This is a genomic window from Alcaligenes sp. Lyrl_28 (genome assembly GCF_051948705.1).
Taxonomy (GTDB): Bacteria; Pseudomonadota; Gammaproteobacteria; order Burkholderiales; family Burkholderiaceae_B; genus Alcaligenes; species Alcaligenes ammonioxydans.
On the sequence record NZ_JAYJLG010000001.1, the window covers coordinates 850,624 to 863,124 of the forward strand.

The window sequence follows — 12,501 nt, forward strand, 5'->3', positions numbered from 1 at the left end:
CAGCCATTCAAACTTAAAGGCTCAGCCATTGTTTAATTGGCTGATGCTCAAACAATCGCCCTACTCGGCTTCTGCAGCAGAAGTCAGCTCAGTAGATATCCTTGTAAACAAACCCTTCAAATCTCCACTTAGGGTGCTCAAAACACCAATGATCGCCACAGCGATCAGGCCAGCGATCAAGCCATACTCGATAGCGGTCGCACCGTCTTCGTCTTTCCAGAATTGCTGAAGTTGAGTCTTCATGACTGTCCCCATGTAAAAAGAAAAAAGCACCCTCAAGCGCGAGGGTCAGATACCCCTGAAGGCACAAAACGTTGCCAAATCCGGCAACAACCACTGCGAACTGTTATCAATTTTTGTATTTTTCCGTTGAAATCATCTTAAACCTTCGTATGTCTATGTTTTTACTAGGGTTTACGTGTAACAGCCGTCAAATACACAAACGAATTCTAGCCTAAAGATACGAAAAACGCATGATTGTGTATTTACAACAGCCAAAATCCCGTGAAAAAAGGCTAAAAAACCGCTAATTTGAAACCTTTTCTTACCTGAAATGTGTCTAAATTTGATAATGTTACCGTTTTTATCATTTCAAAATGCAACAGAAAATGCTGCTCCTGTTCCCTGACAGGACACGCTGATGACACTTTAATTACTTGAAAGAAAGTAACTTTTTCTTTTGGGCTTGCGGCGGAAGTGAGCCATTTTGCAGCGCCGCAAGTAGACGTGAATACAGCCATAAAGGACTGTTTGCCAACACCCTAAATCAGGCCTATTTTTTTTACGTTTCAAAATGTAATATTTGCGGTCTTTTAAATCACTATGTGGAAATAGATTGTTTTCAAACAGCAAAAAGTGACAGCGAAGTTAAACTACGGCACAGTAGAAAAAAGCGCCCGATTTTCAGCGAATAATGATTAATGCAAATGAATGACAAGCACCCCGTATCACTGGCCTTCCTTAGAAAAAAAAATCCCAGCCTGATTGCGAGCGTGGGATGCATGATGGGCCTGGCAGCGACAAGTCCGGCTAGCTGGGCAGACGCGCCCCTGCGGGGTAACCCCGTCGACGCGTTGCCGCCCATCAGCGCACCAGCCCCCAGGACGACTACGCCGTCTTTAAGCATCCCCCCCGCCGCGGCACAAAACCAACTTCAACAACAACTCCAGCAGCAAGTGCTCGTTCGCAGCTTTGACGTCAGTGGCAGTCGCAGCATCCCCTTTGAACAGATCACGGCCATTCTGGAGCCGCTGGCGGGCAAAACACTGACCATTGCCCAGTTGATCAACGAAGTGAACAAGATCACTGCGCTTTATCAACAAAAAGGCTACCCGCTGTCCTTTGCTGTCTTGCAGCAACAAGACTTCGCGCAAGGTCACATCAAGGTTACGGTCGTGGAAGGCCATGTTGGCAGTGTCCGCATTGAAGGCGATCCGGGCCGCAGCCGGGCGCGGATCGAACGCATTGCCCAGGCGATGGTGGACGAAAAGCCGCTGACCCAACGCACGCTGGAGCGCACCATGAACTTGCTGCGCACCGTGCCTGGCCTGAAGATCGACCCCAAGCTGGACATGCCTGTGCGCACGGATGGCGCCTCCGAGCTGCTGATAGAGGCTCAACACAAATCATTTAGCGCAAATGCCAGTATCGCGGAGATGGGGTCCAGCAAACAGGCGCTGGTGCAACTGAGCGCCAACAGCCTGACCCCCTTGGGAGAAGAGCTCAAGCTGACCGCCGCCATTCCCACCGGCCCCGAAGACGTCAAATACGTCAGCGGCAATCTGACCATCCCTCTTAACGGCAACGGTCTGAACCTGGAAATAGACGGCTACCACTATCGCTCCGAGCCACGCGACGAAGTCCTGGAAAGACAGGGCTGGAATCGCAAGGTTATCAACGAGCGCATCGGCGCAGCCATCAGCTACCCCTTCATTCTGAACAATCAGCGCAGCCTCAAAGGTACGGCCGGCTTTTATGCCAGCCGGTCTCTGGACGATTACACCCACAAAACGCTGGACAATGTCTGGATCGAAAACACCACCGATGTACGCGCATTGAAGGCCGAGCTGCGCTATACCGATGCCTCGGCCCGACAGTCGCGGGAACTGAACCTGGGGGTATACAAGGGCTTGGACGCCATGGGCGCTCGTAAATCCTTGAACACGTACTTGCAGCGTGACGCCGAATCCGATCTGGACCTGGATTTCACCCGCTGGACCGCTTCCTTCAGACAGAATCTGGCCTTGCCGGGACAATTTGGCATGAGCTTTTCTGCCAGTGGCCAATACAGCTCCAATGTCCTGCCCAATTCCGAACAGATCTCGTTTGGCGCATGGCGACACGGCTACGGGTATCCCCAAGGTGAACTGGCCGGTGACAAAGGCCTGGGCGCGACCTTGGAAATCAATCGTCGTTTTACCAACTCCTCGCGCTGGCTCAATAGCATCCAACCCTATATCGCTTATGACTGGGCACGCGCCTGGTATAACCTGGATCGCCTGAACAGCTACAACAACCGTGAATTGCGATCGGCAGCCATTGGGGTACGGCTGTCCAATAACAAGCATTACTTGTTTGATATCAACGTGGCAAAACCGCTGGGAGATTTGCCGGTCAATTCCGACCAACGAAAACTACGGTTGAACACGAATTTCCTGTTCTTCTACGACGGCTTTTAAAGTCGAGCCGTTGGCCGGACACATGTTTTTTCTCAGGCCATCGCAAGATGGCCTTTTTTTGTATTCCATCGAGCCATTTTTTAGGCTCAGGTGTTACGAAAAACGTTACGTAACAGGAACAGAACAAAGCGTTAAAACCGGGCTACCCCCCTCTTATCCAGGCTTAAAAACCACACACCAGCGTGCCTGAAAAAACAAAAACCAAGCCCAAGCCAATGATTTAAAACCAAAAAACAAAAAACAAAACCATACACAATAAATTGGCACTATTTTTGCTCAAAGACTGACAACAGCCCTTGAAGGGCGTGCTTACACTTCAAACCGGAGTCAGTCATGAAAGCAAGGAATTCAGCAAGAAACGCCTCAAGCCAACGCAACTTGCAACGTGCGCTTGTCGCGACATTGATCATCAGCGCTACCGTTCTGGCCGGATGCTCCTCACGCGGCGGCGTGCGTGATGGTCTGGACCTGTCGGCTCGCCCGCCGGCTATCGATCCCAACCTGCCCACACCCGGCGACGGGGGCACAGGAGGCGGCGGCGATGGTGGTGGTGGCAACAACGGCGGAGGGGACAACGGCGGTGGTGACAACGGCGGCGGCAAAGACAACAGCCTGACCCAAAATGCGTTGGGTAATCTGGGCCAGGCAGTCGACAACGTGGTTCCCCTGAATCTGAGCAAGACTGGCAATCAACTGGGCGAAACACTCGATGGCGCATTGAAACCGGTTACGGATATCGTGACCGACACAAGCCGTACTGTCGGTAGTGTGACCGGACTGGGTCAGCCTGTTAATGGACTGACTCAACAAGTCGGCGGAGTAGTGACCAATCTGGGCGACCAATTGGGCAAGACCGGCCTGCCGCTGAATCTGGGTGAAGGTGCAGGCGGCCTGCTCTCTCATCTGGGTCAAGCCGTCGGATCGGTTGGCGGGTTGCTGGTAAATGACCCGCAAAATCTCAACCCGCTGGGCAACACACTGCACCACGCCACCAAGGGCGTAGAAGTCCTGACCGGTTCTTTGCTGGGTGAGGGCAGTCTCCTGCATCCCCTGACCGCTCAACTGGGACTGGGTGGTCTCTTGCTGGCAGAAGAAGGGGAGCCGGTGCTCAAACCGGCCTTGGGCAATGTCGGACAAACCGTAGATAACATTTTGCCTCTGGGCCTGAACCCCATTTTAGGTGACGTGGGCGGCGCTCTGGACAATACCGTTGCACCGGTGGTCGCTACCGTCACCAATGTGACTCAGCAAGTCGGCGACGGTCTGGGCGTCGGGCAGCCTATCAATGCCCTGCTTGGCGGCGTGGGTAGTGCTTTGGGGAATGTAGGCAGCCAATTGGACCATGCTGCGCCGTTGGGGCTGGGTGGTGTGGTAGGTCATCTGGGCCAGGCCGTGGCTTCAGCAGGTGGTTTGCTACACCACACAGACAGCAACACCAATCCCTTGGGTGACACCCTGAATCACGCTACCCAGGCGGTTGCCTCCCTGACAGGCGGGCTGGGCGGAATTACGGGTGGAGAGGGAGGTGGCCTAATAGCTCCTGTAACTGGCCTGCTGGGCGGGCTGGGTGGCGGCGAAGCTGCTAATGGCGGTTTGCTCGCACCCGTGACCAACCTGGTCGGCGGGCTGACGGGCGGACTGGCTGGCGGTGACGCAGCCAACGGCGGTTTGCTCGCGCCAGTGACCGGTTTGGTCGGTGGGCTGGTTGGTGGCCTGACAGGCTCGGTCAGTGCCCCGGCCAATACTGGCGAGAGCGGCGCTCAAGCCAATGGAGGATTGCTCTCACCCGTCACCGGCCTGGTCGGTGGCTTGCTCGGAGGTGGCCGCAAATGATGAATAAAGTCATGAATCCGGTAAGTTTGCCGGTCAACTTTCACCCAGGTACATCAGGCGCAGGCAGCCGTTCCAACTGGTCCTCCCACGATGAACAGCAACACATGCTGTCAGAAAAGATGTTGATGGATCTGGGCAAAATGCTGGGCCGTCAGTTCACCATTTATGCAGAGGCCCTGAAAGCCAGTCTGGCCGAACAGGCCAATATGCCCCTGAATGATTTCAAGGCCTTGGAATACATCATGGAGTTCGATGCCCTGCCAACAGGACAACTGGCACACCTGATGGACTTAAGCGCCAGTGGCGTCAGCGCCCTGATTAATCGCCTGGAGCACAAAGGATACATCACCCGCGGTCGCCACCCCTTGGACAAGCGGGTCATTGCCCTGCACCCGGTCATGGACAAATGTCGCGAAGTCCTTGCCGTGAAAGAGCGTGCCATCAATCAAGCGATCAACACGGCGGCCAGCCAGAATCCCGCCCAACTGATCGCCATGTATGACTTTTTGGTCGACAGCATGAGCACCTTCCGACAAAACACCAAAGCATGGCTGGATGCGAAGGCACTGGTACCGCGGTCCTCCTGAACCTGTTGCCACGCCTTTAAGAACCGCTGCTTGTCAGCGGTTCTTTTTTTGTTACGTAACACGTTCCTCCCAAGCGCCGAAACCCGTAACAAATAGCCCTCTTTTTTTCTCGTACTTTGCACCAAACCGAGCATCGATGCGGGTTTCATAAAACCAAGAAAATTGGCATGCGAATTGCTTGAACCTCAACCAAGAAGCAAGCAGGTACCCCGATCATTTATTGGAGCAAGCAATGCATAACAATACAGACAGCAAGAAACCAGGCCTTCGCCTGACCATCCTAGCCACCTTGATGGCCAGTACTCTGGCTTTAACCGCCTGCGGCAGCCTAAGCGGCGGCGGTTCTTCGGGAGGCTCTGACAATTCCATCCCAACCAATCCAGACACAGGCAACGGAGGTGGTACAGGCGGCGGTGGTGACAACGGCGGTGGTGACAACGGCGGCGGTGACAACGGCGGTGGCGACAACGGCGGTGGTGATAACGGCGGAGGTGATAACGGCGGTGGTGACAACGGCGGCGGTGACAACGGCGGTGGTGATAACGGCGGCGGTGACAACGGCGGTGGCGACAACGGCGGTGGTAATCCTCGCACTCCCGGACCACTGGAAACCACGCTCAACAATGTCGGTGAAGCAGTCGATAACGTGCTGCCGGTAGGCTTGCAAGATACAGGAGCAGGCTTGGGCCAAGCACTGGATACCGTCGTCGCCCCGGTTGTGGATACTGCCACAGGCCTGACCCAACAAGTTGGAGGTGCCACAGGTTTGGGCGAGCCCGTCAATAATCTGCTGGGGCAGACGGGCGGCGTGGTCGTCAATCTAGGCGAGCAACTGGGTAATACCGGCCTGCCACTAAACCTGGGTCAAGGTGTGGGCGGTCTGTTGACCGGGCTGGGCAATGCGGTGGGCAGCGCGGGTGGTTTGCTGCATGCAGACGCCAGCAACCCGAAGCCATTGACCGCCGTGCTAGGTCATGCGACAGGAGGGGTTGCCGCTTTGACCGACTCCTTGTTGGGTGAAGGCAGCCTGCTCTATCCATTGACGGGTCAGTTGGGTTTGGGTGGCCTGCTGGACGGCACAGACGCCGCTCCCATTCTTGAGCCATCACTGGCGAATGTAGGCCAGACGGTAGACAACATCCTGCCCCTTGGACTGAACCCCATTCTGGGCAATGTCGGCCAGACTCTGGATACCGTCGTTGCTCCAGTCGGCGCAACGGTCACTCATGTGACGCAACAAGTCGGTGACGGCCTGGGCGTGGGCCAACCCATCAACGCCCTGCTAGGCGGCGTGGGCAGCGCCCTGGCTAATGTGGGCACGCAGCTAGATGGCGCTGCCCCTGTGGGGCTGGGCGGTGTTGTGGGTCATCTGGGCCAGGCAGTCGCCTCGGTGGGCGGACTGGTTCACCAAACCGATAGCAACACGAACCCCCTGGGTAATACCCTCAACCACGCGACACAAGCCGTTGCCTCTTTAACCGGTGGTCTGACTGGCAATGGTGACGGCGGCTTGCTTTCGCCTGTAACCGGCTTGCTGGGCGGGCTGACGGGCGGTTTGGGTGGCGGTGATGCCGCCAATGGTGGCTTGCTCGCCCCTGTCACCAATCTGGTCGGTGGCCTGACGGGCGGTTTGGCCGGTGGTGATGCCGCCAATGGTGGCTTGCTCGCCCCTGTCACCAATCTGGTCGGCGGCCTGACCGGCGGTTTGGCCGGTGGTGATGCCGCCAATGGTGGCTTGCTCGCCCCTGTCACCAATCTGGTCGGCGGCCTGACGGGCGGTTTGGCCGGTGGTGATGCCGCCAATGGTGGCTTGCTCGCCCCTGTCACCAATCTGGTCGGCGGCCTGACCGGCGGTTTGGCCGGTGGTGATGCCGCCAATGGTGGCTTGCTCGCCCCTGTCACCAATCTGGTCGGCGGGCTGACCGGCGGTTTGGCCGGTGGCGATGCCGCCAATGGTGGCTTGCTCGCTCCTGTGACAGGCTTGGTCGGTGGCTTGACGGGAGGACTGCTGGGTGGGACAAGCGTCTCGGTTGACGTGGGAGCTTCGGGCAGCGTGGACGCGGGCGGTCCCGCTACTGCAAGCAACAACAATGGCGGCCTGCTGGCACCGGTAACCGGTTTGCTGGGCGGCTTGCTCGGTAGCGGGCCTCGCTAAACCAGAGGAAGGGGCGCATCCCGCCCCTTCCTTCAAAAGCTCATCCATTTCTCATGGAGTAAGTCATGACTCGCAGAAGACACAGGCATTATGAATCTGGCAGACTTGGCTTACTCAGCCCAAGGATTACCTTCTTGACAGCATTTGCCAGCTTGGCAAGACAGGCTGCCAAGTCATCACTCACACCCGGCACGGTGAGCATGACAACGGCTGTCACAACGCCCCGTACAGGGGCCGCTTCCCCCTCTTTCGCACACACTAAACAAACCTGGTCCATCAGGGGCCAGCTCATGGTCGCCCCAGCATCCAGTCCCCAGCAGTCCGCTGCTCTTGCCCACTCTGTCCGCTGCGTATCGGGCGCTCCTGACGGCGACCCTGCTCTTTACCACAAGCGTCTGACACCCTTTACCGGTTTGCTGGGTGCTCCCCCACGCTAGGGATATATGCGTATGCCCAATAAACAGCCCCTGACAACCGTGTGGACCGAGCCAGAAGCAAGGGACGAAGTTTTGTCAGGGCATATGCAAAACGATATCGTGCGCATGATGTTGCGCCAGTTTGATGTCTACCTGGAAGCAAACAAGCACCAGTTGGCACGAGCCGCTGGTTTGAGTCTGAATGAGTACAAGGCCCTGGAGTTTGTGCTGGAACTCAAACCCCTGTCTCCGGGGAGGCTGGCCCAATTACTGGATCTGAGCCCCAGCGGCACTCAAGCCTTGATTACCCGACTGGAAAACGCAGGTTACTTGCTGCGCAAGCCCCATCCGCGCGACGGACGCATGACCAGCCTGTATCCCAACCAGGAACGCTGCAAGCGCTTGATGGGCGACATGGATTTACCCGCGCAGCAGGTCATGCAGGCCGCGGCACACTACAACCCTAAACAAATCACCGCTCTTTACGAATTTCTTCTTAAAAGTCTTGAGCATCTGCGTCAGGATGCCCTGGACAGGCTCAAGCACAAAACCACCTAGGGGTGCCGTTTTCTTGCTGTTTTGCCCACCAGCCACCACTGGTGGGCTTTTTTTTTGACAGAACAAACTTTTTGCAGGGATTGCCGCCTACCCAGCTAAACGGCCCCATGCTACAAAAGACACTGGTCGGCCTGGCTGGCTTATTTCTCGCTAAAACCGTAAGGATGTGTTCATGAAACTCTCTGTACTGATTGCCGCCCTGCGCCTGCGCCATCTTGCAGGAGCTGCGCTGCTGTCAAGTTCACTGGCCGCTTATGCGCTACCCCCTGGCCTGGCCCAAGGCCCCTCTGTCGAAGGCGTTACGCAATATACGCTGGACAATGGTCTGCGCCTTGTTCTGGCCCCTGACGATTCCAAACCTACGACCACCGTCAACATGACCTATCTGGTCGGCTCACGACACGAGAATTATGGGCAGACCGGCATGGCGCACTTGCTCGAGCACATGCTGTTTCGCGGCACGCCCACCTTGCGCAATGCGTTAGGGGAGTTCTCCAAGCGTGGTCTGGAGGCCAATGGCACCACCTCCAGTGACCGTACCAATTACTTTGCCAGTTTCGCTGCCGATCCTGAAACCTTGAAATGGTATCTGGACTGGCAGGCCGATGTCATGGTCAACGCCCTGATCGACAAGCAGGATCTGGAAGCAGAAATGCCCGTGGTGCGCAATGAAATGGAAAGCGGCGAGAACAGTCCTTTCCGGGTGCTGATGCAAAAGCTCACTGCCGCCGCTTATCAATGGCATAGCTATGGCAAGACCACCATCGGCGCACGATCGGACGTAGAGAACGTAGACGTAGAACAACTGCGCAAGTTCTATCACGACTACTATCAGCCTGATAACGCCGTACTCTTTGTAACCGGGCAGTTCGATACGGACCAGACCCTGGAGAACATTGCCAAGGCCTTTGGCTCCATCCCCAAACCCACCCGCCACTTGCGCCCGGAATACACGGTCGAACCCGTGCAAGATGGCACGCGTACGGTGACCTTGCGTCGCCAGGGCGGCACGCCGCTGATCATGTCGCTCTATCATCTGCCCAGCGCCGCCAGCCCGGACTATATGAACCTGAGCCTGGGCATCAGTGCCTTGGGTGACACACCCAGTGGCCAGCTTTACAAGAACCTGGTCAACAACAATCTGGCTACCAGCGTATTTAGCTTTGACTCCGAAAATCACGATCCAGGCTACGCCCTGTTTGGTGCGGAACTCAAGTCCGATATGGACCCGCAAAAAGCCTTAAAGGTCATGAATGAAACGGTGGAAGGTGTCGCCAAGTCCCCACTGAAAGAGGCGGACCTGGAACGCGTGCGCAGCCAGTGGCTGACGGGCTGGACGCAAACCTACGCCAATCCCTCACGCCTGGCCAGCGCCTTGTCCGAGGCAGCGGCCAGCGGCGACTGGCGTTTGTTCTTTCTACAGCGTGATCGGGTAGAAGACGCCAAGCTACCACAAGTGCAAAAGGCCTTGGAAACCTGGCTGGTGGCCAGCAACCGCAGCAATGGCTTGTACATTCCCACCGACAAACCGGTACGTGCTCCTGAGGCCACACCAGTGGATGTCGCCAAGCTGGTGCAGGATTACACCGGCAAGGACAGCGGCAAAGCCGTCGAAGCGTTTGATCCCAGCCCAGCAAACATCATGGCTCGCACTGATTTGCAGCCCCTGTCCTTAGGCAAGGATCTGGGCGAAGTCAAAATGGCACTGCTTCCCAAAGCGACCCGCGCCGAGCGTGTCGAGGCCCGGATGTCCTTCAAGTTTGGCTCGCCTGAGCAACTGAAAAACCAGAGCGCCACAGCCGCGGCAGTGGCCAGTCTGCTAAGCACCGGCACCAAAAAGCTCAACCGGGAACAGATTTCCGACCAGTTTACGGCCATGCAAACCCAGTTCAGCACTAGCGGCTCCAATGGCCGTCTGTATCTGAGCCTGTCGTCCAACCGCGAAAATCTGCCCAAGGCCATTGCGCTGGCACTGAACGTGCTGCGCGAGGCAAACTTCCCGGAGGACGAACTGAAGAAATACCAGCAGGCCGTCGTTACGGACCTGAAATCGGCCAGCACCGAGCCGGCTGCCCTGGCAAGCCAAACCATTGAACGCTACACCAACCCCTGGCCCAAAGACGATATCCGCTACACCCCTACTTTTGAAGAAGGGATAGAGCGGGTGCAGGCCGTCACCCTCAAACAGGTACGGGATTTCCATCAGAAATTTTATGGAACAGGCGATGTCGCCTTTAGCGCCGTGGGTGACTTTGACGAGGAGCAGGTTCGCAAGGCTCTGTCGGACGGTTTGAAAGGATGGCGTAAAGCGCCGACGTATCAACGGCCGGACGACCCGCTGCACCCTGTCCCGCCCAAGGTATTCGATATCAATACGCCGGACAAAGCCAACGCCTTTTATCTGGCTGAACTGGGCCTGAAGCTGCAAGATACCGACGCTGACTTCCCGGCCGTCTATCTGGCGAATTACTTGCTGGGCCTGTCGGAAACCTCGCGTCTGTGGAATCGTGTGCGGGTGGAGGATGGCCTGTCCTACAACGTACGCAGCCAGCTCGATGCGTCCAGCTATGAGCCCCATGGCTCATGGACGGTCTACGCCATCCACGCTCCCACCAACAGCGAAAAACTGGGCAACACCATTAATGAGGTGCTGAACCAGACACTGAAGGACGGTTTTAGCGAACAAGAGGTCAAGGAAGGCATCACTGCCCTGTTGAACTATCGCCGCCTCTCGCGCAGTCAGGATGCTGTGGTTAGCAGTGCCTGGTTGAACTACCTGGATCTGGGCCGCAGCTTTGAATGGTCCGAGAAAATGGATCAGGACCTGCAAAAACTCGATGCTCAACAGGTCAACGCAGCCTTGCGCAAATATCTGAAACCTCAGGACATGGTGGTTGCCATTGCCGCCGACCATGAGCGTCAGAAAGACGATGTTGCACCTGCAACAAAGACGGCGACAGACGTCCCGGACAACACTGCTGAACCGGCCCTGATGGAGGCCCAACCCTAAGAGGCAGGTTGGGTCCTGAAGCCGTCCTGAACAGAAAGAAAAAAGCCCGGTACAGCAGTACCGGGCTTTTTATTTCGCTATGCCTTGGAGGACTCAGGAAAAGAAACTTTTTACCTTGTCCGTCCAGGACTCACTTTTGGGCGAGTGCTTGACACCTCCATCATTGAGAGCCTGTTCAAACTGACGCAGCAATTTCTTTTGCTCTTCGTTCAGGCGTACAGGCGTCTCGATCTGAATGTGACAATACAAGTCACCGGGGTAACTGGAACGCAGGCCCTTGATCCCCTTGCCACGCAAGCGGAAGGTCTTGCCCACCTGAGTACCTTCAGGGATGGTGATTTCACCTCGTCCAGTCAGCGTAGGCACCTCAACGGTGCCGCCCAAGGCGGCGGTCGTAAAGGGGATGGTCAGCTCGCAATGCAGATCCTCGCCGTCACGCTGGAAGATTCCGTGCGGCTTGATGCGGATTTCCACATACAAGTCACCGGGTGGCCCACCGTTCACGCCCGGTTCGCCATTGCCGCTGGAACGGATGCGCATACCGTCATCAATACCGGCAGGAATCTTGACCTGCAAGGTTTTGGTCTTCTTGACCTTGCCCTCGCCGTGGCACACCACGCAGGGATCAGGAATTTCCTTGCCGCTACCGTGACAGGTTGGGCAGGTTTGCTGCATGCTGAAAATACCCTGCTGCATACGAACCGCGCCACTGCCCTGGCAGGTGCGACACGTCTGTGCCGATGTCCCAGGCTTGGCACCCGTACCCGAGCAAGTATCGCAGTTTTCCCAGCTTGGTACTCGAATTTCCGTATCAAAACCGGCAGCCGCCTGCTCCAGGCTGATATCGAGCGAATAGCGCAAATCCGCGCCGCGGTAAACCTGAGGGCCACCGCCACGGCGCCCACCGCCACCACCGAAGATCTCGCCAAAAATATCACCAAAGGCGTCTGCAAATCCGGCCCCGCCCATGCCGCCACCCATACCGCCCATGCCAGCGTTGGGATCGACTCCGGCATGACCATAGCGGTCATAGGCTTCGCGCTTCTGTTCATCGGACAGGATTTCGTACGCTTCCTTGGCTTCCTTGAACTTTTCCTCGGCGTCCTTGCTATCCGGATTACGGTCAGGGTGGAACTTCATGGCCAGCTTGCGATACGCCTTGCGGATTTCATCCTGCGTCGCATTTTTGGCCACACCGAGAATTTCGTATAAATCGCGTTTTGCCATGATTGATTAACGACGTCCAAACGCCGCTGTTTGAATA

Annotated in this window: 8 protein-coding genes; 6 read left to right on the plus strand and 2 right to left on the minus strand. The window is 56.5% G+C overall.

The window, feature by feature from the left end; translation table 11 throughout:
* Window positions 1-60: 60 nt before the first annotated feature.
* Window positions 61-243, minus strand: a complete 183-nt coding sequence (locus VF694_RS03865) for a Flp family type IVb pilin (protein WP_059318064.1) — start codon at window positions 241-243, stop codon at window positions 61-63.
* A 683-nt stretch (window positions 244-926) separates the two neighbouring features.
* On the opposite strand from VF694_RS03865, the gene VF694_RS03870 reads away from it, so the two are divergent.
* From VF694_RS03870 to VF694_RS03895, 6 genes are all read left to right on the plus strand, one after another.
* On the plus strand, window positions 927-2,678 hold the full coding sequence (locus VF694_RS03870) for a ShlB/FhaC/HecB family hemolysin secretion/activation protein (RefSeq protein WP_230406185.1): 1,752 nt from the start codon (window positions 927-929) through the stop codon (window positions 2,676-2,678).
* A 378-nt stretch (window positions 2,679-3,056) separates the two neighbouring features.
* On the plus strand, window positions 3,057-4,511 hold the full coding sequence (locus VF694_RS03875; RefSeq protein WP_440163711.1) for a collagen-like triple helix repeat-containing protein: 1,455 nt from the start codon (window positions 3,057-3,059) through the stop codon (window positions 4,509-4,511).
* Entirely contained in the window at window positions 4,508-5,098 is a 591-nt protein-coding gene (locus VF694_RS03880) for a MarR family winged helix-turn-helix transcriptional regulator (protein ID WP_003801147.1), read from the plus strand. The genes VF694_RS03875 and VF694_RS03880 overlap by 4 nt, the downstream gene beginning before the upstream one ends.
* Window positions 5,099-5,330: 232 nt before the next feature.
* Window positions 5,331-7,253, plus strand: a complete 1,923-nt coding sequence (locus tag VF694_RS03885) for a collagen-like triple helix repeat-containing protein (protein ID WP_440163712.1) — start codon at window positions 5,331-5,333, stop codon at window positions 7,251-7,253.
* Between the two features lie 449 nt (window positions 7,254-7,702).
* A complete protein-coding gene (locus VF694_RS03890; RefSeq protein WP_003803326.1) occupies window positions 7,703-8,227 on the plus strand; it encodes a MarR family winged helix-turn-helix transcriptional regulator in 525 nt (174 codons plus the stop codon).
* 172 nt (window positions 8,228-8,399) lie between these two features.
* Window positions 8,400-11,237 carry a M16 family metallopeptidase gene (locus VF694_RS03895; RefSeq protein ID WP_440163714.1) on the plus strand — a complete coding sequence of 946 codons (2,838 nt, stop codon included), beginning with the start codon at window positions 8,400-8,402 and terminating at the stop codon, window positions 11,235-11,237.
* Between the two features lie 93 nt (window positions 11,238-11,330).
* Here VF694_RS03895 and dnaJ read toward each other — a convergent pair whose 3' ends face one another.
* Window positions 11,331-12,464, minus strand: coding sequence for a molecular chaperone DnaJ (dnaJ, locus tag VF694_RS03900; protein WP_003803324.1), 1,134 nt, complete (start codon window positions 12,462-12,464; stop codon window positions 11,331-11,333).
* Window positions 12,465-12,501 lie beyond the last annotated feature (37 nt).